Source organism: Pseudomonas sp. HT11, assembly GCF_044875395.1.
Classification (GTDB): Bacteria; Pseudomonadota; Gammaproteobacteria; order Pseudomonadales; family Pseudomonadaceae; genus Aquipseudomonas.
Genome location: NZ_CP173217.1, coordinates 1,381,534 through 1,405,499 on the forward strand (window position 1 = coordinate 1,381,534; position 23,966 = coordinate 1,405,499).

Sequence of the window (23,966 nt, forward strand, 5' to 3'; positions counted from 1 at the left end):
ATTTCTGGCTGGAGATTGGCTGATGAGTGATATCGATGCACGCTTGCGTGAGGATGTTCACCTGCTGGGTGAGCTGTTGGGCAACACCATTCGAGAGCAGTACGGCGACGACTTTCTCGACAAGATCGAGCAGATCCGCAAAGGCGCCAAGGCCGACCGCCGTGGAGCCGTAGCCGAGCAAGCCGCCGGCGAGGAACTCAGCGCCAGCTTGAACCAATTGCAGGAAAACGAACTGCTGCCCGTGGCGCGAGCCTTCAACCAGTTCCTCAACCTGGCCAACATTGCCGAGCAATACCAATTGATCCACCGGCGCGATGAGTCGCAACCGGCACCGTTCGAATCCCGTGTGTTGCCCGAGTTGCTGGCCCGCCTGCAAAGCGAAGGGCACAGCAACGAGTCGCTGGCCCGCCAGTTGGCGCGACTGGAGATTGAACTGGTCCTCACTGCCCACCCCACCGAAGTGGCGCGGCGCACCCTCATTCAGAAATACGATGCGATTGCCGCGCAACTGGCGCTGCAGGACCACCGCGACCTCACCACTGCCGAGCGCGAACAGATCCGTGAGCGCCTGCAACGGCTGATCGCCGAAGCCTGGCACACCGAAGAAATCCGCCGCGTACGGCCCACCCCGGTGGACGAAGCAAAATGGGGTTTTGCGGTGATCGAGCATTCGCTGTGGCACGCCATCCCCAACTACTTGCGCAAAGCCGACCATGCCCTGCACGCCGCCACCGGCCTGCACCTGCCGCTGGAGGCAGCGCCGATCCGCTTTGCTTCGTGGATGGGCGGCGACCGTGACGGCAACCCGAATGTCACCGCACCGGTGACCCGTGAAGTGCTGCTGCTGGCGCGCTGGATGGCGGCGGACCTGTACCTGCGCGACATCGATCACCTGGCGTCCGAGCTGTCGATGCAACAGGCCAGCCCCGCGTTGCAGGCCAAGGTGGGCGACAGCGTTGAGCCTTATCGCGCCTTGCTCAAGCAACTGCGCGAACGTCTGCGCGCCACGCGCCAATGGGCGCACACCTCGCTGACCGCCAACACCCCGGCGCCGGCCGAAGTGTTGCAGAACAACCGTGACCTGCTGGACCCGCTGGAGTTGTGTTATCAGTCGCTGCACGCGTGCGGCATGGGCGTGATCGCCGATGGCCCGTTGCTCGACTGCCTGCGCCGTGCGGTGACCTTTGGCCTGTTCCTGGTACGCCTGGACGTGCGCCAGGATTCCAGCCGGCATTCGTCGGCCATGACCGAAATCACCGATTACCTGGGCCTGGGTCGTTATGAAGACTGGGACGAAGAGGCACGCATCAGTTTCCTGACCCAGGAGCTGACCAATCGCCGACCGCTGCTGCCGGGCTACTTCAAACCGTCGGCGGACACTGCCGAGGTGTTGAACACCTGCAAGGAAATCGCCGCCGCGCCCGCTGCGTCGCTCGGCTCGTATGTCATCTCGATGGCAGGTGCCGCCTCCGATGTGCTGGCGGTGCAGCTGCTGCTTAAAGAGTCGGGCGTGCAACGGCCGATGCGGGTGGTGCCGCTGTTCGAAACCCTGGCCGACCTGGATAACGCCGGGCCGGTCATGGAAACCCTGCTGCAATTGCCGGGCTATCGCGCGCGGTTGCAAGGCCCGCAGGAAGTCATGATTGGCTACTCGGACTCAGCCAAGGATGCCGGCACTACTGCCGCCGCCTGGGCACAGTACCGGGCACAGGAACGCTTGGTGGATATCTGCCGCGAACAACAGGTGGAATTGTTGTTGTTCCACGGTCGCGGCGGCACCGTCGGCCGTGGCGGCGGCCCGGCGCACGCGGCGATCCTGTCGCAGCCGCCGGGCTCGGTGGCGGGGCGTTTCCGTACCACCGAGCAAGGCGAAATGATCCGCTTCAAATTCGGCTTGCCGGACATCGCTGAGCAGAACCTCAACCTGTACCTGGCCGCCGTATTGGAAGCCACGCTGTTGCCACCGCCACCACCGGAGCCTGCCTGGCGCCATTTGATGGATGAATTGGCAGCAGACGGTGTCAGCGCCTACCGCGCCGTGGTGCGGGAAAATCCGCAGTTCGTCGAGTATTTTCGCCAGTCCACGCCAGAGCAGGAGCTCGGCCGCTTGCCGCTCGGCAGTCGCCCGGCCAAGCGCCGCGCGGGCGGAATCGAAAGCCTGCGGGCCATTCCATGGATCTTCGGCTGGACCCAAACCCGCCTGATGCTGCCTGCGTGGCTCGGCTGGGAAGCAGCACTCAGCAAGGCCCTGGAGCGGGGTGAAGGCGAGTTGCTGGGGCAGATGCGCGAGCAGTGGCCGTTCTTCCGCACGCGCATCGACATGCTGGAAATGGTGCTGGCCAAGGCCGATGCCGATATTGCCCGCCTGTATGACGAGCGTCTGGTGCAACCGGACCTGCTGCCATTGGGTGCGCACTTACGCGACCTATTGTCGCAGGCGTGCAGCGTGGTGCTTGGCCTGACTGGCCAGTCGCAACTGCTGGCCCATAGCCCAGACACCCTTGAGTTCATCCGTCTGCGCAACACCTACCTCGACCCGTTGCACTTGCTGCAAGCCGAGTTGCTGGCGCGCTCGCGTGAGCAGGAAGCCGCACAGGACAGCCCTCTGGAACAGGCGCTGCTGGTGTCTGTGGCCGGTATTGCCGCCGGTTTGCGCAACACCGGTTAAAGTTTTCTGCGTGTTCTCAACGGCTTGCAGATAAACCATGACGACCGCCCCGAAAAGGGCGGTCGGCGTTTGCGGGGCAAGGTTGCACTCAGGCACACCCGAGCTGTGACGCATGCCGGGCGTGGGTTCCTGCGACTTTCGGCGGCTTGTATGGATAGAGCCCGCTGTGTATCTTGATCAGCCTTTGGCCGTTTGATCGGCCTGGACCCATATTTTTACGAGATTGGCCCCACGCGGCGAATCCGAGCGTCATCTCTATAAAAAATTGAGGAGCACATCGATGCGCGTCATTCTGCTGGGAGCTCCCGGGGCCGGTAAAGGTACTCAGGCAAAGTTCATCACTGAAAAATTCGGCATTCCACAAATCTCCACCGGCGACATGCTGCGCGCGGCCGTCAAGGCGGGCACCGAGCTGGGCCTGATCGCAAAAAGCGTGATGGACAGCGGCGGCCTGGTTTCCGATGACCTGATCATCAACCTGGTCAAGGAACGCATCAGCCAGGAAGACTGCAAGAACGGCTTCCTGTTCGACGGTTTCCCACGCACCATTCCCCAGGCTGAAGCCTTGGTGAAAGCCGGCGTCGAGCTGGATGCCGTGGTTGAAATCGCAGTTGAAGACGAAGAAATCGTCCAGCGCATCGCCGGTCGTCGTGTTCACGAAGCCTCGGGCCGCGTTTACCACATCGTCTACAACCCGCCTAAAGTGGCTGGCAAGGACGATGTCACCGGCGACGACCTGGTGCAGCGTAAAGACGACACTGAAGAAACCGTGCGTCATCGCCTGTCGGTCTACCATTCGCAGACCAAGCCGCTGGTGGATTTCTACCAGAAGTTGTCTGCTGCCAACGGCAAGCCGAAGTACAGCCACATCCCTGGCGTCGGCTCCGTAGAAGCCATCACCGCCAAGGTGCTGCAAGCGTTGAGCTGATCCATCGATCGGCTTCACTGACAACGGCCCGCTTGCGGGCCGTTGTTGTTTATACTGGCGCACTTTTTTTCGACTTGGACACCGACACCCATGAGCACCCTGCTGGCCCTGGACACCGCGACTGAAGCTTGCTCCGTTGCCTTGCTGCACGATGGCAAGGTAACGAGCCACTACGAGGTGATCCCGCGCCTGCATGCGCAGAAGCTGTTGCCGATGATCAAGCAACTGCTTGAGGACGCGGGCACCACGCTCGCGGCCGTCGACGCCATTGCCTTTGGCCGTGGCCCGGGTGCGTTCACTGGTGTGCGGATTGCCATCGGTGTGGTCCAGGGCCTGGCCTTTGCGTTGGAGCGTCCGGTATTGCCGGTCTCCAACCTGGCAGTGCTGGCCCAGCGTGCCTTGCGTGAACACGGCGCTTCGCAAGTCGCCGCGGCCATCGACGCGCGCATGGACGAAGTCTATTGGGGTTGCTACCGCGAGCACGCTGGCGAAATGCGCCTGGTGGGCGTCGAAGCAGTGCAATCGCCGCAGTCCTCTGTGTTGCCGGCGGATGTTAGCGGTGACTGGTTCGGTGCCGGCACTGGCTGGGGTTATGGCGAGCGCATCGGCGTAAAGCTGGTGGGCCAGGACGCTGCGATGTTGCCTCATGCCCAGGACTTGCTGACGCTGGCACGCTTCGCTTTCGAGCGTGGCGAAGCGATTCCGGCCGATCAGGCGGCGCCGGTTTATCTGCGTGATAAAGTCGCGCAGACCAAGGCTGAACGCGGGATTATTTGACGTCAAAAATGATGGCAATTTGGGGCAAAGTTCGCCAATCGTCAGAATTTGGCCCCGTTTTTAAACCTTTTACAAATTATGTGTTCTAGTTATCACCAGAGCATTTGCGCACCACGGAAAGTGCCGCTAAATTGCCATCATTGATACCGAGTCTGCATGTATGCGTATAGACGGCTTCTCCTCACAGTCCTACCCCCTCAAACGTAAGCTGCGCAAGGCGAACGTGACGGTAGACGATTCCGTCGAGGATTCGCCGGACTTCATCGAGGTCCAATCCGAGTCGCATGCCAGTTCTCATTCCAGCGCCCAAGGTTCAGCCGGCGCGCGTATCAGCGGTCTTCCCGCGCGTCAGCAAGACATGGTCTTCCCCCGCTCCATGAGCAAAAGCGTCGCTACAGCCCTGGCCAGCTACCTGACCACTGCCGGCTTTGTCGAATGGGATATGGAAGTGCTGGGTCTCGACATCCATATCTGATGCGTCTGCCTTACTTTATCGGTTGCCCGTCCTGGAGTGAAAACGCCTGGCGCGAGTACCTGTACCCTGCCGACGCACGCGCCAGCGATTACCTTTCGCTGTATGCCCAAGTCTTCAACGCCGTTGAAGGCAACACCACGTTTTATGCCCGACCCTCGGCCGCCACCGTGCAGCGCTGGGCTGAAATCATGCCCGCCGATTTTCGCTTCACCGCCAAATTCCCCGGCGACATCAGCCACAGTGGCGACCTGCGTGAGCAGTTGCCGGCAGCGGAAAGTTTTGTCGGCTTGATGAGCCCATTGGGTGAGCGTGTCGCGCCGCTGTGGCTGCAACTGCCGGCGAGCTTTTCGCCCCAACGCCTGGGTGAACTGGCCGGTTTTATTGATGGACTGGAGCGCCCGCTGGCGGTGGAAGTGCGCCATCAGGCGTTCTTCGCCAAGGGCGATGACGAGCGCAGCCTCAACCGTCTGCTGCGTGACCGTGGTGTTGAGCGAATCTGCCTCGACCCGCGCGCGCTGTTCAGTTGCACCTCTACCTCAGCCGCCGTGCTGCACGCCCAGTCGAAGAAACCCAAGGTGCCGCCGCGCCCGGCCGCGCTGACGCTGTTTCCCCAAGTGCGTTTCATTGGTCATCCGGAGCTGGAAGCCAACGACCCGTTCCTGGTGCCGTGGGTGGAAAAAGTCGCCGGTTGGATCGAGGAAGGCCGCACGCCGTATGTGTTCCTGCACACCTCGGATAACCGCCTTGCCGCGCAACTGGCGCTGCGTTTTCATCAACAACTGATGGCGCGTTTGCCGGGCCTGCCACCGCTGCCGACCTTGCATCGAGAACCCGCAGCGGAGCAACTGGGGTTACTCTAAGGCTCCTTTTTCCGCCAGGAGTCAGACATGGATGCCCAAACCCTTCGCGCCGAAACCTTCAAAGCCTTGCACGAGCGTGATCGCGCGTTCGTGATGCCCAACCCGTGGGACGCCGGCTCGGCCATCATGCTCGCCAGCCTGGGTTTTGAAGCCCTGGCCACCACCAGCGCAGGTTATGCATTCAGCCTGGGGCGGCCGGATGCGGAAGGTGCGTTGTCGCTGGAGGACACGCTGGGCAATGCGTCAGCCATCGTTCGGGCGACCGCACTGCCGGTGGCGGCCGATCTGGAAAACGGTTTCAGCGATACCCCCGAAGGCTGCGCTCAGACCATCCTGCGCGCGGCCGCCACGGGCATCGTCGGTGGCTCCATCGAAGACGCCACAGGCATTGCCGTCGACCCGATCTATCCGTTTGATTTGTCTGTTGAGCGCGTCGAAGCGGCGGTTGCGGCGGCCCGCAGTCTGCCATTTGCGTTCACCCTGACGGCTCGCGCGGAAAACCTCCTGCATGGTCGCCTGGATTTGCCTGACACCATTCGCCGCCTGCAGGCCTACGCCGAGGCGGGAGCCGACGTGCTCTATGCGCCGGCGTTGAGCAGTGCCGAAGACGTGTTGGCGGTGGTCAGGGCGGTCGCGCCGAAACCGGTGAATGTGTTGATGTCCGGTGGCTTGAACCTCAGCGTCGCGCAGTTGAGCGAGATGGGCGTGCGCCGCATCAGTGTCGGCTCGGCCATGGCGCTGGCGGCGTATGGCGAGTTCTACCGCGCCGCGCAGGAGGTCTACCAGTTGGGCACCTTTACCTTCACCGAGCGCAAGATGCCATTCAGCCAGGCCAACCAATTCTTCAAGGGCTGAGCCGTGCGTTTTCTTAACGTGAGCGGTGCGCTGCTGTTGCTGGCGGGGGTGTTCGCAGTGGGCGTGTGGCGTGGCTGGGTGCCGTTGCCTGCCGAATGGAACCCCTGGGCGCCGCTGGATGTGCGTGCCAAGCCGAACCTGCTCACGCGCTTCAAGCTCGGTCGCCTGCAGGATGATCCAGCGCTGTGCGATGAGGTGCTGAAAACCTCGGACTTGCGCGTCAGCCATCAGGCCGACAGCCCGGCTGATGCCGCGTGCCCATTGCGCAATGTCTTGCGCGTACAAGGCGCTGACGTAGCCTTGAGCAGCAGCTTTCTCGCCAGTTGCCCGCTGGCCGTCGCCTTTGCCCTGTTCGAACGCCACAGCCTGCAACCTGCGGCACAGGCGGTGTTTGGTCAGGCGGTGACGCGGGTCGATCACCTGGGCAGCTTTGCCTGTCGCAATATGTATAACCGTGCAGACGGGCGGCTCAGTCAGCACGCCTCGGCCAATGCGCTGGATATCGCCGGCTTCCGCCTGGCGGATGGGCGCAGCATCAGTGTGCTCAAGGATTGGCCGGGGACGGGCGACAGCGCGCGGTTTCTGCGCCAGGTGCGCGATGGCGCCTGCGATGATTTCAACGTGGTGCTGAGCCCGGACTACAACGCTGCTCATCGCAACCACTTCCATCTGGACATGGGGCGTTGGGGAGTGTGTCGCTGAGCCTCAGGCGGCCAGGCGCAGGTTGTTGAGGATCAGTGGGCGCGCCCAGTGGTAGTCGAAGTCGAGCGCTTTCTGTTGCGCCACCAGCTCTTCCTTTGGATAAGGCACGGCGGGCGGCGGCAGCAAGTCCAGTTCGAACTCGGCGATGGGCAGGTGCAGCGGCTGCGGTTCAGGCGCCGGCCCAGGCTCAGGCAGCGGCTGGCCGGCATTCAGCACCAGCGGGCGCACCCAGCCACTTTCAAAGTTCTGCTGGCGCTGTTGGGCAACGATTTCTTGCGCCGGGAACGGCGTAGCGGGTGGCGGCAGCAACTCGGTTTCGAATTCGGCGATCGGCAGGAACAGCGGTTCCGGCGGGGCTATTTCGGTGTCTTTCACGTCGCATTCACGCTGGGTGAGGATCTGCGACAGCAGGTCGGCGCCTTCGCTGGGTTCTACCGCCGGGTCTCTGGGTGCCGGTGCTTTGGCGGCGCGCGCGTCCGGCGTGTCGCCGAGCTGCTCGGCCAACGCCCGGGCAAAGAAGTCCTGCCACACATGACTCACCCCGGCCAGCGCTTGAGTATTGCGCAGGCCGTAGTGGTTGTGGGTCGGCAGTACACCGATGGTTAGGGGAAGAATGTCTGACATTTTTCTCGGTCGACGCTCAGCTCTGGCAAAATACCTGACTGTTGTTTTTATCGGCCGCTGTTTGCCGATCCTTAATATTTTTGAGCGTAGCGATTGATGAGCGAACAACCAGCGGCCAGCCGCATTCGGGTCGAGGCTTTGGCCGAAGGTTTTCAGGCGCGTGCCGAGCAGTGGGCGTCGCAGCTCGGCCTGCCTGTGCAACTGGAAGAGGCGGACTTTTCCCTGCAAGTGGGCGAGCACGGCCTGCAACTGCAGCAGCTCGGGCCCGATGCACCGGGGCCGGTGCGCGTGGATTTTGTCGAAGGTGGCGCGGCGCACCGGCGTCTATACGGCGGTGGCAGCGGGCAGATGATCGCCAAGGCGGTGGGCATTGCCCAAGGCGTGCGCCCACGCGTGCTGGACGCCACGGCGGGGCTGGGCAAGGACGCGTTCGTGCTGGCCAGCCTTGGCTGCGAGATGAGCCTGATCGAGCGCCAGCCGCTGATCGGCGCCTTGCTCGAAGACGGCCTGGCCCGTGGCGCGGATGACTTCGAAGTGGCGCCGATTGTGGCGCGCATGAAGTTGCTCAAGGGCAACTCCATCGACGTAATGCGCAATTGGGAAGGTGAGCCGCCGCAGGTGATCTACCTGGACCCGATGTTTCCCCACCGTGAGAAAACCGCGCTGGTGAAGAAGGAAATGCGCCTGTTCCGGCCGTTGGTGGGCGATGACCCGGACGCACCGGCGTTGCTCGCCGCGGCCTTGGCCTTGGCCAGTCACCGCGTGGTGGTCAAGCGTCCACGCAAGGCGCCGTGCATTGAAGGGCCAAAGCCGAGCCATGCGCTGGATGGCAAATCGAGCCGGTATGACATTTATCCGAAGAAAGCGCTCAAGCCTTGAGGGCCTCATCGCAGGCAAGCCAGCTCCCACAGTTGACCGTGTTCTCATGCTGGAATGCATTCTCCTGTGGGAGCTGGCTTGCCTGCGATTGCGCCAGTCCAGACACCACCCAGCGTCAGGGTTTGTAAGCCCGCATAAACAACCCCACCACCTCCTGCACATGCGCCTCGGCGGCTTCTTCGCTCAGTTGCCCGCCGCAGCCATACAGCAAGCAGAAATTCGCCGTGCCCTTGAGCAGGCAAAAGAAGTGCTCGGCCGCCGTAAACGGTTTGTCGATGCTCAGCGCGCCGCTCTGGTGGATGCGGCTGAGCAGGCGCTCCATGCCCTGCAGCATGCGCATCGGCCCGGCTTCAAAGAAGATCTGTGAGAGTTTCACGTCCTGATTGCCGGTGGTCATCATCAGGCGATGCAGGTTCACCGACTCCTCGCTGTTGATCAGCCGATGAAAGCCCCGTGCGATGTTCAGCAGCACGGTTTCCACCGGCATGCCGGCGGGCAGCTCGAAATACATCACCGGCAACTGTTCTTCGCACTTGGCCACGACGGCGGCGGTGAACAGCGTCTCTTTGTCGGTGAAGTGGCTGTAGACGGTCAGTTTCGACACGCCGGCCTCCATTGCCACGGCATCCATGCTGGTGCTGGCGTAGCCATTGCTCAAAAACAGATTTTTCGCGGCTTCGAGGATTGCCTGGCGTTTTGCCATGTCCTTGGGACGCCCGGGGCTATTGGTGTTTACAGGATTGTCGGACATTTTCACCTTTAATACTGGACTGGTGAGTTTGGTATTAATAACATACCGGCCAGTATAATTATTCCTAGCTCCATTTGCGAAAGGTCCTACAGCATGCGCAGCACTTTCCTGCCCCTTGCGTTGCCTGTCAGCCTGATCTTCCTGTTGGCCGCCTGCGGCCATGAAGAAGCGGCCCACACCACCCTCCGTCCAGCCATGGTGGTGCAACCGCAGCCCTCGGCGCAGGCGATGGACAGCTTTCCAGGCGAGGTACGTGCCCGTTATGAGCCGGACCTGGCCTTTCGCATTGGCGGCAAAGTCAGTAAACGCCTGGTGGAGGAGGGAGAGCGGGTCAAGGCCAACCAACCGCTGGCCGAACTCGATCCGCAGGATGTGCGCCTGCAACTGGAAGCCACGCGCGCCCAAGTGGCCGCCGCCGAAGCCAACCTGAGCCTGGTGCGCGCCGAGCGTGATCGCTACAAGACCCTGATGGACCGTCAGATGGTCAGCCGTTCTCAGTACGACAATTCCGAAAACCTCTACCGATCCGGTGAATCACGCCTCAAGCAGATCAAGGCCGAGTTCGACGTATCCAGCAACCAGGCCGGTTACGCCGTGCTGCGCGCGCCCCAGGACGGTGTGGTCGCCAAGCGCGCGGTGGAAGTTGGCCAAGTGGTGTCGGCCGGCCAAACCGTCTTCACCCTGGCCACCGATGGCGAGCGCGAAGTGCTGATCAGCCTGCCGGAGCAAGGTTTCGGCCGGTTCAAGATCGGCCAGCCTGTGTCGGTTGAGTTGTGGAGTCAGCCCGACCAACGTTTTGCCGGGCGTATCCGTGAACTGTCGCCGGCTGCTGATCCAAAATCGCGCACCTTTGCCGCCCGCGTTGCCTTCACCGGCGGCAAAGTCCCGGCCGAGCTGGGCCAGAGCGCCCGCGTATTCATACAGGCTGACGGCGTGATTGCGCTGGCGGTGCCGCTGTCAGCGGTGAGTGCAGAGAATGGCGCGTCCTACGTCTGGGTGGTGCAGCCAGACAACACGCTCAAGCGCACGCCGGTGCGGATCGGCGCCTTTGGTGAAAAAACCGTGCCGGTACTGGAAGGTCTGGCCCCCACCGATTGGGTGATTGCGGCCGGTGTGCATGTGCTCCATGAGGGCCAGCAAGTGCGCCCGGTGGATCGCTCCAACCGCGTGGTGAATCTGGCGGCCAACAAGGAGTAGTCCCCGATGGGTTTCAATCTTTCCGAATGGGCGTTGCGTAATCGCCAGATCGTACTGTTCCTGATGATCCTGCTGGCGGTCGTCGGTACGCTGTCCTACACCAAGCTGGGGCAAAGCGAGGACCCGCCGTTTACCTTCAAGGCCATGGTGATCAAGACCAACTGGCCCGGGGCCACGGCCCAGGAAGTCTCGCGCCAAGTCACCGAGCGTATCGAGAAAAAGCTCATGGAGACCGGCGACTACGAGCGCATTGTTTCCTTCTCGCGCCCCGGTGAATCCCAAGTCACTTTCATAGCGCGCGACGCGATGCACTCGGCGCAGATTCCGGACTTGTGGTACCAGGTGCGCAAGAAGATCAGCGACATTCGCCAGACCTTGCCGCCGGACATCCAGGGGCCGTTTTTCAACGATGAATTCGGCACCACCTTCGGCAATATCTACGCGTTGACCGGTGACGGTTTCGACTACGCGGTGCTCAAGGACTACGCCGACCGCATCCAGATTCAACTGCAACGTGTGCCGGATGTGGGCAAGGTCGAGCTGCTCGGCCTGCAGGACGAAAAAATCTGGATCGAATTATCCAACCTCAAGCTCGCCACCCTCGGCCTGCCATTGGCCGCCGTGCAGCAGGCGTTGCAGGAGCAGAACGCCGTCTCTACCGCCGGCTTCTTCGAAACCCCGACGGAGCGCGTGCAGTTGCGCGTGTCCGGCAACTTCAAGACGGTGGAGGAGATCCGCAATTTCCCGATTCGCGTCGGTGACCGCACCTTTCGCATTGGCGACGTGGCCGACATCCACCGGGGTTTCAACGACCCACCGGCACCGCGCATGCGCTACATGGGCGCGGACGCCATCGGGCTGGCCGTGGCGATGCGTGACGGCGGCGACATTCTGGTATTGGGCAAGGCCCTCGAAGGTGAATTCGCACGCCTGCAGAAGAACCTTCCGGCAGGCATGGAGCTGCGCAAGGTGTCGGACCAACCGGCCGCGGTGAAAACCAGCGTCGGCGAATTCGTCCAGGTACTCGCCGAGGCACTGGCGATCGTATTGTTGGTGAGCTTCTTTTCCCTCGGTGTGCGCACCGGCATGGTGGTGGCCCTGGCGATTCCGTTGGTGTTGGCGATGACCTTCGCCACCATGTATTACCTGGGCATCGGCTTGCACAAGATCTCCCTCGGCGCATTGGTCCTGGCCCTGGGCCTGCTGGTCGATGACGCGATCATCGCCGTGGAAATGATGGCGATCAAAATGGAGCAGGGCTACGACCGGCTCAAGGCCGCCAGCTTTGCCTGGACCAGCACTGCGTTCCCGATGCTCACCGGTACGTTGATCACCGCTGCAGGGTTTCTGCCGATTGCCACCGCGCAATCGAGCACCGGTGAATACACCCGCTCGATTTTCCAGGTCGTGACCATCGCGCTGCTGGCCTCATGGGTGGCCGCCGTGGTGTTTGTGCCGTACCTGGGGGAAAAACTCCTGCCGGACCTGGCGAAAATTCATGCCGCCAAGCACGGCACCGATGGGCCAGATCCCTACGGCACGCCGTTCTATCAGCGTGTGCGACGTTTGGTTGAATGGTGTGTGCGTCGGCGCAAAACCGTGATCGTGCTGACGTTGCTGTTGTTTATCGGCTCGGTCGCGCTGTTCCGCTTTGTGCCGCAACAGTTCTTCCCGGCTTCCGGTCGCCTGGAGTTGATGGTCGATCTCAAGCTGGCTGAAGGGGCGTCCCTGAGCAACACCGCCGAGCAGGTCAAACGCCTGGAAGCGCTGCTCAAGGAACACGTCGGCATCGACAACTATGTGGCGTATGTCGGCACCGGTTCGCCGCGCTTCTACCTGCCGCTGGACCAGCAATTGCCGGCCGCGAGCTTCGCGCAATTTGTGGTGCTGGCCAAGACCATCGAAGAGCGTGAAAGCCTGCGCACCTGGCTGATCGAAACCCTTGACGAGCAATTCCCCGAACTGCGTTCACGGGTCACACGCCTGGAGAACGGTCCACCGGTGGGTTACCCGGTGCAGTTTCGCGTGACCGGCGAACACATCGAAGAGGTCCGTGCCCTGGCCCGTAAAGTGGCGGCCAAGGTTCGTGAAAATACCCACGTGGTCAACGTGCACCTGGACTGGGAAGAGCCGAGCAAAATCGTCTACCTCAATATTGATCAGGACCGCGCCCGCGCCCTGGGTGTAAGCACCGCCAACGTGTCGAAGTTCCTGCAGAGTTCGCTGACTGGTGCAAGCGTCAGCCAGTACCGCGAGGACAACGAGTTGATCGAAATCCTCCTGCGCGGCACCGTGCACGAGCGCACCGAGCTGTCGTTGTTGCCAAGCCTGGCCGTGCCGACCGACAACGGCAAAAGCGTTACGCTGTCGCAGATTGCCACCCTCGAGTACGGCTTCGAAGAGGGCATTATCTGGCACCGCAACCGCCTGCCGACGGTGACTGTGCGCGCCGACATCTATGGCAAGGAACAACCGGCGACCCTGGTCCAGCAGATCTTGCCGACCCTTGAAGGCGTGCGCGCCGAACTGCCGGAAGGTTACTTGCTGGAGGTCGGCGGCACCGTTGAAGACTCTGCGCGTGGCCAGAATTCGGTCAAGGCCGGTGTGCCGCTGTTTATCGTGGTGGTCCTGACCTTGCTGATGCTGCAACTGCGTAGCTTCTCACGCACTGCGATGGTGTTTCTGACGGCACCGCTGGGCCTTATCGGCGTGACCTTGTTTCTGCTGGTGTTCCGTCAGCCCTTCGGGTTTGTCGCCATGCTCGGGACGATCGCCTTGTCGGGCATGATCATGCGCAACTCGGTGATCCTGGTCGATCAGATCGAGCAAGACATCAAGGCCGGCCTGACACCCTGGCAAGCGATCATTGAAGCGACCGTGCGACGCTTCCGCCCGATTGTGCTGACGGCGCTCGCGGCGGTGTTGGCCATGATTCCACTGTCACGCAGCGTGTTCTTCGGGCCGATGGCCGTGGCGATCATGGGCGGGTTGATTGTGGCGACGGCGTTGACCCTGTTGTTCCTGCCGGCCCTGTATGCTGCGTGGTTCCGAGTGAGGAAGGACGTCGCGTAATCATGCTGGCCACTGTTTCAGCCTTACTGTTGTTGCTGCTTGCCCCTGGCCCGACCAACACCCTGTTGTTTCGTGCCGGGGTGTTGTTCGGCTATCGGGCGTCGTGGACGCTGGCGCTGGTCGAGTGCCTGGCGTACCTGTTGCAGGTCTCGGTGTGGGGCGTGGCGTGGCTGTATCTGGCGGCGCATTCGCCGTGGGCGTTGAAAACCACGCAACTGGCGGCGGGCTGCTACCTGCTGTATGTCTCGTTCAAGTTGTGGCAACGCAAACACAGCGCCATCGACTCGACCCGTGACCGCTTCTCTGGCGTGTATTTTTTCTGGCTCACTGTGATGAATCCCAAGGGCCTGTTGATCGTTTCGTTCATCGCCCCGCTCAGCGCATTTGCATCGTTGCAGGGCTATGCCGGGTTCATGGCCACGCTGGCGTTGGTGGTGGTGCCGGTGGGGTCTGCCTGGATCTTGCTGGGCAGCCGCTTTGAAGGGATTCAGAAGACGTGGCTCACGCCGCTGAAGATCAACCGCGCGGTATCCGTGGCGATTTGTTGTTTCGCCACGCTCATGCTTGGGCGGTTGGCGCAGGCGGTTATCCAGGGCTGAAGCAACAGCGCCAAGGCCCGTGAACAGCGGCCTTGGCGCAGTGATTGAAGGTTTACTGCCAGCGTTTACAGCGCGCCGAACACCTTCTTCGCCAGGCTGGTGGCAGCCGCGGCCGGGTTCTTGCGAATGGTTTCTTCCTGCTGCGCGATCATCTTGAACAGACCGTCCAGCGCCTGTTCGGTCACGTAGCTTTCGACGTTGGCACTTTTGGCATCAACCGCGCCAAACGCTGCGGCCTTGCCGGCCAGGGCGTTGTATTGCTGGGCGACGCCGACCTTGTCGGTGGCGGCCTTGACGATCGGCAGGAACTTGGCACGAATCTCTTCGCGGCTGCTTTTGTTCAGGTATTGAGTGGCCGAGTCCTGGCCACCGGTGAGAATGCCCTTGGCGTCGGTCACGCTCATGTTCTTCACCGCATTGACCAGGATCGGCTGAGCCTGGGTCACGGCGGTTTCTGCCGCTTTGTTCATGCTGATTTCGAGCTGCGTGACCTGATCACCCATGCCGAACATTTTCAGCTTGTCGGCGACTTTGCCGAGTTTGCCGGGCAGGCCGATTTTCACTTGCGGGTTGTTGCTGAAGCCACCGGGCGCGCCCAGTTGTTTCACGGCGATTTGTGCGCCTTGGGTCAGTGCATCCTTGAGGCCGCCGCTGGCGTCGCCCTGGGACAGGCTGCCAAGTGACACCGCCATGGCGTTGGCGCCAAGCAGCAGGCCGGCGCACAGGGCAGTGAGGCGAAGAGAATTACGGAGCATGGGCGCTTCCTTTTTCAAGCTGGGAATAATCAGTGTGAGACCGCATCAACCCGCAGACGCATTGGTTGTGGGTCTTGGCCGTTGAGTTGCACGGCGTGCCGCTCGGTGGTGATAAACAGTAGCTTGCCATCGAGCTCGATGCGAGCGCTGACCGAGTACGTGTGGCCCGGTTTGATCTGGGCCGGGTCGTAGCTCAGGTGAAATGGCAGCGGCACCTGGCCTTTGACCGGGCCTTTCTGTTCGGCGAGCGTCACGGCCGGAGCGTCCATCAAGGACACGTCCTGCAGGCTGACGCTCAAGGTGGCGGCGGGCGGCAGCGCGATGCGTTGCAGGTAGAACACTTCGCCGTCGAGGCTGGCCTTGGGGGTCATGGATTGGCAGGCTCCGAGCAGGGCGGTCAGGCCCAGGAGGATGATCTTTTTCATGGTACAGCTCCTTTTCAACGGCGCCGGAAACCGCCCGGCGCCTCGTTCAATCTAGCGGCTTTCTTCAGCGTTTACCGGCTCGGGTTCGGTCGGCGTTTCGGCTGCGCCATCGACGCGGTGCAACGCCACTTGGCGAATCGACAAACGAATGTCGGCGGGCAGCACGCGTTTGGCTGCACCTTCGGCCAACTCACCGAGCAGGTCGTGGTAACTCAACTTGCCGGCCTCATCGCGACGCAGCACATCTTGCTCGAGCAACGTCTGGATAAAATGTCGGAAAAGGCTCTTGTCGAAGAACTCCGGGGCATTGAGGCCATGCAGGATCGACAGGCGCTGAGCCATGATCGTGCACAGGTCTTCCAGCTCTTCGGCGCTGATGGTGTTCTGGCCGCTGTTGAGCAGCAGCGAGATCGCCATGTAAAAGCGTTGCAGGGTCTGGGCGATGCTCTTGGACAGCAGCGTCAGCAGCACAAAATGCCGCGAGCTCGGTGCCGGGCGCAGGTACACCTCATTCTCGAAGCGCAGCAGGCCTTGTTCGACAAACGCCTCCAGCCAGTGGTCGACCACCGCGTCCAGCTCATCCAGCGACCAGCGGATAAACAGCTCCGATTGCAGGTACGGGTACAGCGCACGGGTGTAGCGCAGGATTTGTTCGCGGCTCATGCGCGAGCTGCTCTGGAAGAAACTCGCCAGCAACGCCGGCAGGGCGAAGATGTGCAGCACGTTGTTGCGGTAGTAGGTCATCAGGACGGCATGTTGCTCGTCCAGGTACAAAATCTTACCCAGGGCGTCGCTCTGCTCCGACAGCAGGTGCATGTCCTTGACGTGCTTGATCAGCGCCAGGCCATCGCCTTCCGGCAAGGTGGTGTGCGGTGAGTAGGGCACGCGGCGCAGCAGCGCCAGGTACAGGTCCAACTGGCGCGCCATGGCCTGTTCATCCAGCGCCAGGCGCGTGGTGGACAGCAACGCCAGGGCCACCAGGTTCACCGGGTTGACCGCGGCGGCTTCGTTCAAGTGGCGCGCCACCAGCTCGCCAAGGCGGTTGGTGGTTTCATTGAGCCACGCCGGTTTGTAGTTCGGGCCCAGCTCCTGGGCGCGCCAGTCGGGTTGCTCGGCGTCGAGGAACTCGGCCAGTTTGATCGGCTCGCCAAAGTTGACCGCGACCTGGCCAAAGCGCTGCTTGAGCGCGCCAACCACTTTGAAAATATCGAAGATCGACTCTTTTTTCTTGCTCGCGCCGCGCAGCTCGCCGAGGTAGGTGCGGCCTTCCAGCACGCGTTCATAGCCGATGTACACCGGCACGAAGACGATCGGCATGCGTGAGGAGCGCAAAAAGCTGCGCAGGGTAATCGCCAGCATCCCGGTCTTGGGTTGAAGCATGCGCCCGGTGCGCGAGCGTCCGCCTTCGACGAAGTACTCCACCGGAAAGCCCTTGGTGAACAAGGTGTGCAGGTATTCGTTGAACACCGAGGTGTACAGCGGGTTGCCCTTGAAGGTGCGGCGCATGAAAAACGCACCGCCCCGGCGCAGCAGGCTGCCGATCACCGGCATGTTCAGGTTGATACCGGCGGCGATGTGCGGCGGGGTCAGGCCGTTTTTGAACAGCAGGTAGGACAGCAGCAAGTAGTCGATATGGCTGCGGTGACACGGTACGTAGATCACCTCGTAACCCTGGGCAACCTTTTGCACGCCTTCGATGTTATTGACCTTGATGCCGTCGTAGATCTTGTTCCAGAACCAGCTGAGCACCACTTCCAGGAAGCGAATCGCGGTGTAGGTGTAGTCCGAAGCGATCTCGTTGCCGTAGCGCAAGGCCTGGGCCTTGGCTTTTTCCGGGGAGATTTTCTCGCGTTCGGCCTCTTCGCTGATGGCTTGGCGCACCAACGGCATATTCACCAGGCCTTTGACCAGGTTGCGCCGGTGCGACAGGTCGGGGCCGATCACGGCGGTCTTCAGGTTGCGAAAGTGCACCCGCAGGATGCGCTGGGCCATGCGCACGGTGCGTTCGTGACCTTTATTGTGCTCGATCAATTCACGCAGGTTGATAGGCGCGGAGAATTGCACGCGGGTCTTGCGACCCAGGATCAGGATGCTTAACAGCCGACGCAGACGCCCGGTGACGGCCCAGCTGTCGGCAAACAGCAGTTTCCACGGGCTGGACTCGCTCTCGGGCGACTGGCCCCAGAACACGCTGACCGGAATGATTTGTGCATTCTCTTCGGCGTGTTCGGTCAGGGTGTTGACCAGCCGGGTCAGGGTCGGCGGCGCGCCGCGCTTGTCCTGACGGCCGAGCCAATCCGGCTCGGGCGTGAGGTAGAAGAACGCGGCGGGTTCGATCTGCGGGCCTACCGAGACCGGCAGCACCGGGCGCGGCAAGCCGGCCTTGGTGCACTCGGTATCGACCACGGCCAATTCGGTGAGGGAGGGCGATTGCAGGACGTAAAACACCGGCCGGCTGCGGTCGAGGTTAAGGGTTAGGGACGACTGGTTGATCGTCTCCGAGCGAACCCAGAGGTACAACAGTCGGCGCAAGGTGCCAAACACCAGACGGCGGAACGGAGAGCGGGTCATAGGCGTGCTGCTTCAAGTGGAAAAAACCGAGCAGGCGCTCGGGCGGGTAGTGTGCCGTATTCGCCGAAAATCGGCAAAAAAGCAGCGATGTAAACTTGAGTTGATCGTTTTTGAGCCTGTCTTATACTCGGCAGTTCAATGCGACTGACTCAACAATAAAAAGCATGTGGGAGCAAAACTGATGGCAACGCGCGAAACCGGCAATGTGAAGTGGTTCAACGATGCAAAGGGCTATGGCTTTATTCAACGCGAGGACGGCAAGGATGTGTTTGTGCACTACCGCGCCATTCGCGGTGATGGTCACCGCTCACTGGCCGAGGGCCAGCAGGTGGAATACGCCGTGGTGACCGGCGAGAAGGGGTTGCAGGCGGAGGATGTGGTGGGGTTGTAACACAGACCGCATCCGGGCTTGATAACCCAATCAACGGTGGGAGCTGGCTTGCCTGCGATTGCATCACTGCGGTCTGATTGACAGACCGAGGTGCCTGCATCGCAGGCAAGCCAGCTCCCACATTGATCGGGTTCGCAGGTTTAGTTCAGGCCGTTTTCCAGGTGATCTGTTCTTCACCGTCCACGCTGATGCGAATCCAGGTGTCGGCGCTTTCCTCACCTTCTTCCTCAACCCAGGTACCCGGCGCACAACGCACCTCAACGTTGAGTGCGGCAAAAGCTGCGCGGGCGCAGGCGATGTCGTCGTCCCACGGGGTCTGGTCGCTTTCCAGGTACAGGCTGTTCCATTTGCCCACGGCCTTGGGCAGCCAGGTGACGGGCACATTGCCGGCTTTGCACTTGTAGGTCTGGCCCTTCTGGACCCAGTCGGTGCACGGGCCCAGCGCGGCGCCCAGCCAGGCGGCGATGGCTTTATGGTCGACGTCGGCGTCCTTCAGGTAAATCTCGATATCAGGTTGGCGCATGGATGTTCCTCGTTGCGGGATTCGAAAATCCATTCGCGGATGCTTAAAAGTCGGTTATTGAAGCACGAAATAATCGTAGCGCATCGACACCGTGACCTGCAGCGGCTCGGCGGCCTCGATCACCTCGGCGCGGCGCTCGGCACTCGCGCGCCAGCCGTGCGGTGTCATCGCCAGCAGGTTGGCGCGGTCATTGGGCTCGGCCAGGCTCAAGGTGAATTCCAGGGTTTCGCTGTGTGCCAGGCTCATGCCATCCGGCACCAGGGCCAGATGTTTGTCGTCGGTGTACTCGCGCACTTCGTCGTACAGGCGTTCGCGCAGTTCCATCAGGTGGCCGGCCGTCGGGCCGACTTTCATCAGACCGCCGCCGGGGCTGAGCAGGCGCTTGGCCTCTTGCCAATCCAAAGGGCTGAAAACGCTGGCGAGAAATTGGCAACTGCCCGAGGCCAGCGGCACACGCGCCATGCTGGCAATCAACCAGGTCAGCGCCGGGTTGCGCTTGCACGCACGCTTGACCGCTTCCTTGGAGATGTCCAGCGCATAGCCGTCGGCGTGGGGCAGGGCCTCGGCGATTTGCGCGGTGTAGTAACCCTCGCCACAACCGATGTCCACCCAACGCTGCGGTGCGCGGTCAGCGGCCAGTTCAGCCAGGCGCTTGGCCACCGGCGCGTAATGCCCGGCGTTAAGGAAGTCGCGGCGCGCCTCGACCATGGCCAGGTTATCGCCCGGGTCGCGGCTGTTTTTGTGCTGCACCGGCAACAGGTTCAGGTAACCCTGGCGCGCGCGGTCGAAACGGTGCCCGACCGGGCACGCCACGCCATTGTCCACCGCGTGGAGCGGTGCGCTGCAAATGGGGCAAGCGAGCATCAGGCGAGCAACTTGATCAGGGTCTGGTAATAGATTTCGGTCAGCACATCGAGGTCGCTGGCCAGAATGCGCTCGTTGACCTGATGGATCGTCGCGTTGACCGGGCCCAGTTCCACGACCTGAGTGCCGAGGGTGGCAATGAAGCGGCCATCGGAGGTGCCGCCGCTGGTGGAGGCTTTGGTTTCGCGCCCGGTGATCGCCTTGATGCTGGCCGACACCGCATCCAGCAACGCGCCGGGCTCGGTGAGGAACGGCAGGCCCGACAGCGCCCACTCCACGTGCCAGTCCAGGCCATGCTTGTCGAGAATTGCCGCAACGCGCTGTTGCAGGCCCTCGACGGTGGACTCGGTGGAGAAGCGGAAGTTGAACACCGCCGTCAGGTCACCGGGGATCACGTTGGTGGCGCCGGTGCCGGAATTGAGGTTGGAAATCTGGAAGCTGGTCGGCGGGAAGAAGGTGTTGCCGTCGTCCCAGTGCTCGGCGGCCAATTCGGCCAAGGCCGGGGCGGCGAGGTGGATCGGGTTCTTCGCCAGGTGCGGGTACGCCACGTGGCCTTGCACGCCGCGCACGGTCAGGGTGGCGCCGAGGGAGCCACGGCGGCCGTTCTTGACCACATCGCCCACCAGCGTGGTGCTCGACGGTTCGCCGACGATGCACCAGTCCAGGCGTTCCTTGCGGGCTGCCAGGCGTTCGATCACGGCTTTGGTGCCGTGGTGCGCCGGGCCTTCTTCATCGCTGGTGATCAGGAAGGCGACCGAGCCTTTGTGGTCCGGGTAGTCGCTGACGAAACGCTCGGAGGCCACCAGCATGGCGGCCAGGCTGCCTTTCATGTCTGCCGCGCCACGGCCGCAGAGCATGCCGTTTTCGTCGATCAGCGCGTCGAACGGGTCGTTCTGCCAGGCGCCCACCGGGCCGGTCGGTACCACGTCGGTGTGGCCGGCAAAGCACAGCACCGGGCCGTCGTGCTTGCCGTGGGTGGCCCAGAAGTTGTCCACATCTTCGATACGCATCGGCTCCAGCGCAAAGCCGGCGTCGCCCAGGCGCTGCATCATCAGCTTCTGGCAATCGGCGTCGATCGGCGTCACCGAGGGGCGACGGATCAGGTCGATAGCGAGTTGAAGGGTCGGCGAAAGGTCGGCATGGGCCGTCATGGGGGAACTCCGGAAGCGTGTTATGGGCGCAGGACGAATGTGGAATACACAACCTGAATGGGCGCAGATTCAATGTGGGAGCTGGCTTGCCGGCGATGCAGACGCCGCGGTCTGGCAGGTACGCCGCGGCGGTGCCATCGCAGGCAAGCCAGCTCCCACAGAAAGCAGGGCTAGGCCAAGTCTCACAAAACGGCCGTTATCTTATAGCAAAACGGCGGCCAAGGGCCGCCGTTTAGTGCATTGCGCAAGTTTTTACTCAGCCGTTACCGGCTCAACCTTCGGCGCAGGTTTTGGCAGCGACGAGAGGAACGCCATGATCAACGCCGCCACGTACGGCAGCGATTGCACCAGCAGCATCACCACCCAGAAGCGCATGTCATTGCTCGGCAGGCCCTGCACCAGGTAGATCCCCAGCGCCGCGCCCCACAACAGCAGCATGATGAACACTTCTTCGCGGGCTTCGGAGATCGCTACCCAGAAGCCGTGGTTATCCGCGTTCTTCGGGGTCCGAAAGAACGGAATACTGGTGGTGAAGAAGCCGTAAAGCACCGCCTTGGCGATGGTGTGCGACAACGCCAGGCCGGCCAGCGCCGCGCAGAACGCATCTTTCAAGTTCACACCCACCGCACGGCGGTAGAGGAAAATGATCTTGCCCACTTTGAACACGAACAGCGCCAACGGCGGAATCGCGAAAATCAGCAGCGGCGGGTCAACCCGCGTTGGCACGATGATCATCGCCGCCGACCACAACAGGGCGCCGACGGTGAAGAAGATGTTCATGCCGTCCGCCACCCACGGCAACCAGCCTGCGAGGAAGTGGTAGCGCTGGCCACGGGTCAGCTCAGTGCCCTTGCCGCGCAGCAGGCTGGCGGTGTGGCGCTTGATGATCTGGATCGCGCCGTAGGCCCAGCGGAAACGCTGCTTCTTGAAGTCGATAAAGGTATCGGGCATCAAGCCTTTGCCGTAGCTGTCGTGGTAATACGCCGCCGACAGGCCTTTCTCGAATACGCGCAGGCCCAGTTCGGCGTCTTCACAGATGCACCAGTCAGCCCAGCCAAGTTCTTCGAGCACCGAGCGACGGGTCATGGTCATGGTGCCGTGCTGGATGATCGCGTCGCGGTCGTTACGGGTGACCATGCCGATATGGAAGAAGCCTTTGTATTCCGCATAGCAGAGCTTCTTGAAGGTGCTTTCGTTCTGGTCGCGGTAATCCTGCGGCGACTGCACCACGGCGATTTTCGGGTCGGCGAAGTGCGGCACCATGTGCTTGAGCCAGTTGGGCGACACGCAGTAGTCCGAGTCGATCACCGCGATCACTTCGGCGTCCTTGGCGGTGTGCGGGATCAGGTAGTTCAGCGCGCCGCCCTTGAAACCGGCCAGGGGCGAGACGTGGAAGAACTTGAAGCGCGGGCCGAGGGTTTCGCAGTAGTCGCGCACCGGTTCCCATACCGCCGGGTCCTTGGTGTTGTTGTCGATGATCAGGACTTCATAGTCCGGGTAATCGAGGGCGGCGAGGGCGTCGAGGGTCTGTTTGACCATCTCTGGCGGCTCGTTGTAGCACGGCACATGAATCGACACTTTCGGGCGGTAGTCCGAATCGCCTTCCACCGGCAGGAATTCACGCCGGCGCTTGTGGGTCCACACCGCTTCGGCCAATTCGTGGGCTTCGGTCAGCAACACGATAAACACGCCGAGAGCGCCCAGTGCCAACAAGATCCCCACGGTCACGCTGAACCAGGTGCTGTATTGCTGGCTATAGTCGTAGCCGATCCACACCAGCACCGAACCGCACAGGAACGCGATAAAGGTCAGGAACGTACGGCCACGCTGGCGCAGGGCCGAGCCGTCGATCATCAGCAAGGTCAGCGACAGCAGCGCCAGCACCACCGAGCCGATGGCCAGCACGCGCCATTGCGGGATCGCGACCACCGGGCCTTCAAAGTTGAATTTCTGCTGGCGCGCGGCGTTGTACACGCCCCAATAGGCGCCGGCCGAGCCTTCGTCACTGACTTTCCACGGCTGGTCGAACGCCTCGATCACGAAGTAGTTGTAGCCCTGGCGGTTGAGCTTATTGACCAGCGTACGCAGGTAAATCGCCTGGTCGGCGGGCGAGGTTTCATTGCCCCCGCGCATACGGCCGTTACTCGGCCAGCCAACCTCCGACAGCAGCAGCGGCTTTTTCGGGAACAGTTTCTTCAGATCCCGGGCGCGGTCGAGTACGTATTGGCCGGCCTTGTCCATCGGAATAAATTCCCAGAACGGCAGGATGTGCGCCGCGATCAGGTCGACGTGCTTGGCCAGTTGCGGGTTCTTTTCCCAAATGTGCCATTGCTCGGACGTCGTCACCGGCACTTTCACGGCGGCGCGCACGCGGTCGAGCAGCGCAATCAGCGCCTCTGGGGTGATTTCTTCACGGAACAAGGCTTCGTTACCGACCACCACGCGCACGACGCTGCGTGAGCTGTTGGCCAGTTCGATGGCCCGCTGGATCTCGCGTTCGTTACGCGCAAGGTCCGGGCTGATCCAGATGCCCAGCGTCACACGCAGGCCGAACTCTTCCGCCAGCTTGGGGATGTCGCCCAGGGTGCCGTCGACCGAGTAGGTACGGATGTTGTCCGTCAGCTTGCTCATGATCTCGAGGTCACGACGCATTTCTTCGTCGCTTGGGTACTGGTCTTTCTGCGGGAACTGGCCTTGCTGGAACGGCGAGTAGGAGAACCCGGAGATCTGTTCAGGCCAGTTGGGTGTGGTGACCGGGCGGTTGATCAGCGCCCAGAAACCGGTGAACAGCGCGGCAATTGCCAGCACCACCACCAGGTTGAGTCCAAATTTACGCGATGACATGGCTATTTCGGGTTCCAAAGGGTGTGGAACGAAAAGAGGTGTCGGCTTACGCCGA

General features: G+C 62.0%; 21 protein-coding genes. 12 read left to right on the forward strand and 9 right to left on the reverse strand.

Going from position 1 to position 23,966, the window contains the following annotated elements:
- The first annotated feature begins 22 nt into the window (after positions 1-22).
- The 7 genes from ppc to ABWL43_RS06215 all read left to right on the forward strand — a co-directional run bounded on the left by ppc (position 23) and on the right by ABWL43_RS06215 (position 7,265).
- Positions 23-2,668, forward strand: coding sequence for a phosphoenolpyruvate carboxylase (ppc, locus tag ABWL43_RS06185; RefSeq protein WP_404487187.1), 2,646 nt, complete (start codon positions 23-25; stop codon positions 2,666-2,668).
- A 280-nt stretch (positions 2,669-2,948) separates the two neighbouring features.
- The gene (adk, locus tag ABWL43_RS06190; RefSeq protein ID WP_145161799.1) at positions 2,949-3,596 is read left to right on the forward strand and encodes an adenylate kinase; all 648 of its coding nucleotides are present in this window, start codon (positions 2,949-2,951) and stop codon (positions 3,594-3,596) included.
- A gap of 90 nt (positions 3,597-3,686) precedes the next feature.
- Positions 3,687-4,373 carry a tRNA (adenosine(37)-N6)-threonylcarbamoyltransferase complex dimerization subunit type 1 TsaB gene (gene tsaB, locus ABWL43_RS06195; RefSeq protein WP_404487189.1) on the forward strand — a complete coding sequence of 229 codons (687 nt, stop codon included), beginning with the start codon at positions 3,687-3,689 and terminating at the stop codon, positions 4,371-4,373.
- 160 nt (positions 4,374-4,533) lie between these two features.
- On the forward strand, positions 4,534-4,848 hold the full coding sequence (locus ABWL43_RS06200) for a hypothetical protein (protein WP_262210451.1): 315 nt from the start codon (positions 4,534-4,536) through the stop codon (positions 4,846-4,848).
- On the forward strand, positions 4,848-5,708 hold the full coding sequence (locus ABWL43_RS06205) for a DUF72 domain-containing protein (protein WP_369300826.1): 861 nt from the start codon (positions 4,848-4,850) through the stop codon (positions 5,706-5,708). The genes ABWL43_RS06200 and ABWL43_RS06205 overlap by 1 nt, the downstream gene beginning before the upstream one ends.
- A gap of 27 nt (positions 5,709-5,735) precedes the next feature.
- The gene (locus ABWL43_RS06210; RefSeq protein ID WP_262210449.1) at positions 5,736-6,563 is read left to right on the forward strand and encodes an isocitrate lyase/phosphoenolpyruvate mutase family protein; all 828 of its coding nucleotides are present in this window, start codon (positions 5,736-5,738) and stop codon (positions 6,561-6,563) included.
- A gap of 3 nt (positions 6,564-6,566) precedes the next feature.
- A complete protein-coding gene (locus tag ABWL43_RS06215) occupies positions 6,567-7,265 on the forward strand; it encodes an extensin family protein (RefSeq protein WP_404487192.1) in 699 nt (232 codons plus the stop codon).
- A gap of 3 nt (positions 7,266-7,268) precedes the next feature.
- Here the strand turns inward: ABWL43_RS06215 and ABWL43_RS06220 are convergent, their stop codons facing one another.
- Positions 7,269-7,889, reverse strand: a complete 621-nt coding sequence (locus ABWL43_RS06220) for an energy transducer TonB (protein ID WP_145161814.1) — start codon at positions 7,887-7,889, stop codon at positions 7,269-7,271.
- 96 nt (positions 7,890-7,985) lie between these two features.
- On the opposite strand from ABWL43_RS06220, the gene ABWL43_RS06225 reads away from it, so the two are divergent.
- Positions 7,986-8,768 (forward strand): class I SAM-dependent methyltransferase, encoded by a 783-nt coding sequence (locus tag ABWL43_RS06225; protein ID WP_145161817.1) that lies wholly within the window; start codon positions 7,986-7,988, stop codon positions 8,766-8,768.
- Positions 8,769-8,883: 115 nt separating this feature from the next.
- Here the strand turns inward: ABWL43_RS06225 and ABWL43_RS06230 are convergent, their stop codons facing one another.
- A complete protein-coding gene (locus tag ABWL43_RS06230; protein ID WP_145161820.1) occupies positions 8,884-9,519 on the reverse strand; it encodes a TetR/AcrR family transcriptional regulator in 636 nt (211 codons plus the stop codon).
- A gap of 93 nt (positions 9,520-9,612) precedes the next feature.
- Between ABWL43_RS06230 and ABWL43_RS06235 the strand changes: the two genes are divergently transcribed.
- From ABWL43_RS06235 to ABWL43_RS06245, 3 genes are read left to right on the forward strand one after another with little or no spacing between them, the layout of a single operon-like run.
- Entirely contained in the window at positions 9,613-10,716 is a 1,104-nt protein-coding gene (locus ABWL43_RS06235; protein ID WP_404487195.1) for an efflux RND transporter periplasmic adaptor subunit, read from the forward strand.
- A 6-nt stretch (positions 10,717-10,722) separates the two neighbouring features.
- Positions 10,723-13,788 (forward strand): efflux RND transporter permease subunit, encoded by a 3,066-nt coding sequence (locus tag ABWL43_RS06240; protein WP_404487197.1) that lies wholly within the window; start codon positions 10,723-10,725, stop codon positions 13,786-13,788.
- A 2-nt stretch (positions 13,789-13,790) separates the two neighbouring features.
- Positions 13,791-14,387 carry a LysE family translocator gene (locus ABWL43_RS06245; RefSeq protein WP_404487199.1) on the forward strand — a complete coding sequence of 199 codons (597 nt, stop codon included), beginning with the start codon at positions 13,791-13,793 and terminating at the stop codon, positions 14,385-14,387.
- 65 nt (positions 14,388-14,452) lie between these two features.
- Here ABWL43_RS06245 and ABWL43_RS06250 read toward each other — a convergent pair whose 3' ends face one another.
- From ABWL43_RS06250 to plsB, 3 genes are read right to left on the reverse strand one after another with little or no spacing between them, the layout of a single operon-like run.
- Complete coding sequence (locus tag ABWL43_RS06250) at positions 14,453-15,142, reverse strand: DUF4197 domain-containing protein (protein ID WP_404487201.1); 690 nt, start codon at positions 15,140-15,142, stop codon at positions 14,453-14,455.
- A gap of 29 nt (positions 15,143-15,171) precedes the next feature.
- Positions 15,172-15,567: a YbaY family lipoprotein gene (locus ABWL43_RS06255; protein WP_145161833.1), complete on the reverse strand. Its 396-nt coding sequence runs from the start codon at positions 15,565-15,567 to the stop codon at positions 15,172-15,174.
- A gap of 51 nt (positions 15,568-15,618) precedes the next feature.
- Positions 15,619-18,138: a glycerol-3-phosphate 1-O-acyltransferase PlsB gene (gene plsB / locus ABWL43_RS06260; protein WP_404487204.1), complete on the reverse strand. Its 2,520-nt coding sequence runs from the start codon at positions 18,136-18,138 to the stop codon at positions 15,619-15,621.
- A gap of 181 nt (positions 18,139-18,319) precedes the next feature.
- On the opposite strand from plsB, the gene ABWL43_RS06265 reads away from it, so the two are divergent.
- Positions 18,320-18,529 carry a cold-shock protein gene (locus tag ABWL43_RS06265; RefSeq protein ID WP_032891681.1) on the forward strand — a complete coding sequence of 70 codons (210 nt, stop codon included), beginning with the start codon at positions 18,320-18,322 and terminating at the stop codon, positions 18,527-18,529.
- A gap of 145 nt (positions 18,530-18,674) precedes the next feature.
- Here the strand turns inward: ABWL43_RS06265 and ABWL43_RS06270 are convergent, their stop codons facing one another.
- From ABWL43_RS06270 to ABWL43_RS06285, 4 genes are all read right to left on the reverse strand, one after another.
- Positions 18,675-19,052 carry a hypothetical protein gene (locus ABWL43_RS06270; protein WP_058425300.1) on the reverse strand — a complete coding sequence of 126 codons (378 nt, stop codon included), beginning with the start codon at positions 19,050-19,052 and terminating at the stop codon, positions 18,675-18,677.
- A 54-nt stretch (positions 19,053-19,106) separates the two neighbouring features.
- Entirely contained in the window at positions 19,107-19,916 is an 810-nt protein-coding gene (locus ABWL43_RS06275) for a putative RNA methyltransferase (RefSeq protein ID WP_369300819.1), read from the reverse strand.
- Complete coding sequence (gene dapE, locus ABWL43_RS06280; RefSeq protein ID WP_145161842.1) at positions 19,916-21,067, reverse strand: succinyl-diaminopimelate desuccinylase; 1,152 nt, start codon at positions 21,065-21,067, stop codon at positions 19,916-19,918. The genes ABWL43_RS06275 and dapE overlap by 1 nt, the downstream gene beginning before the upstream one ends.
- A 252-nt stretch (positions 21,068-21,319) precedes the next feature.
- Complete coding sequence (locus ABWL43_RS06285; RefSeq protein ID WP_404487208.1) at positions 21,320-23,911, reverse strand: glycosyltransferase; 2,592 nt, start codon at positions 23,909-23,911, stop codon at positions 21,320-21,322.
- Between the last annotated feature and the right edge of the window lie 55 nt (positions 23,912-23,966).

Bases quoted from the DNA above. Each gene is read 5' to 3' on its own strand.
- ABWL43_RS06210 (WP_262210449.1), top strand. From the start codon at position 5,736: ATGGATGCCCAAACCCTTCGCGCCGAAACCTTCAAAGCCTTGCACGAG.
- ABWL43_RS06285 (WP_404487208.1), bottom strand. From the start codon at position 23,911: ATGTCATCGCGTAAATTTGGACTCAACCTGGTGGTGGTGCTGGCAATT.
- ABWL43_RS06230 (WP_145161820.1), bottom strand. From the start codon at position 9,519: ATGTCCGACAATCCTGTAAACACCAATAGCCCCGGGCGTCCCAAGGAC.
- ABWL43_RS06270 (WP_058425300.1), bottom strand. From the start codon at position 19,052: ATGCGCCAACCTGATATCGAGATTTACCTGAAGGACGCCGACGTCGAC.
- ABWL43_RS06275 (WP_369300819.1), bottom strand. From the start codon at position 19,916: ATGCTCGCTTGCCCCATTTGCAGCGCACCGCTCCACGCGGTGGACAAT.
- ABWL43_RS06235 (WP_404487195.1), top strand. From the start codon at position 9,613: ATGCGCAGCACTTTCCTGCCCCTTGCGTTGCCTGTCAGCCTGATCTTC.
- ABWL43_RS06240 (WP_404487197.1), top strand. From the start codon at position 10,723: ATGGGTTTCAATCTTTCCGAATGGGCGTTGCGTAATCGCCAGATCGTA.
- ABWL43_RS06255 (WP_145161833.1), bottom strand. From the start codon at position 15,567: ATGAAAAAGATCATCCTCCTGGGCCTGACCGCCCTGCTCGGAGCCTGC.
- ABWL43_RS06245 (WP_404487199.1), top strand. From the start codon at position 13,791: ATGCTGGCCACTGTTTCAGCCTTACTGTTGTTGCTGCTTGCCCCTGGC.
- plsB (WP_404487204.1), bottom strand. From the start codon at position 18,138: ATGACCCGCTCTCCGTTCCGCCGTCTGGTGTTTGGCACCTTGCGCCGA.
- ABWL43_RS06200 (WP_262210451.1), top strand. From the start codon at position 4,534: ATGCGTATAGACGGCTTCTCCTCACAGTCCTACCCCCTCAAACGTAAG.
- tsaB (WP_404487189.1), top strand. From the start codon at position 3,687: ATGAGCACCCTGCTGGCCCTGGACACCGCGACTGAAGCTTGCTCCGTT.
- ABWL43_RS06205 (WP_369300826.1), top strand. From the start codon at position 4,848: ATGCGTCTGCCTTACTTTATCGGTTGCCCGTCCTGGAGTGAAAACGCC.
- ABWL43_RS06225 (WP_145161817.1), top strand. From the start codon at position 7,986: ATGAGCGAACAACCAGCGGCCAGCCGCATTCGGGTCGAGGCTTTGGCC.
- adk (WP_145161799.1), top strand. From the start codon at position 2,949: ATGCGCGTCATTCTGCTGGGAGCTCCCGGGGCCGGTAAAGGTACTCAG.
- ABWL43_RS06265 (WP_032891681.1), top strand. From the start codon at position 18,320: ATGGCAACGCGCGAAACCGGCAATGTGAAGTGGTTCAACGATGCAAAG.
- dapE (WP_145161842.1), bottom strand. From the start codon at position 21,067: ATGACGGCCCATGCCGACCTTTCGCCGACCCTTCAACTCGCTATCGAC.
- ABWL43_RS06220 (WP_145161814.1), bottom strand. From the start codon at position 7,889: ATGTCAGACATTCTTCCCCTAACCATCGGTGTACTGCCGACCCACAAC.
- ABWL43_RS06250 (WP_404487201.1), bottom strand. From the start codon at position 15,142: ATGCTCCGTAATTCTCTTCGCCTCACTGCCCTGTGCGCCGGCCTGCTG.
- ppc (WP_404487187.1), top strand. From the start codon at position 23: ATGAGTGATATCGATGCACGCTTGCGTGAGGATGTTCACCTGCTGGGT.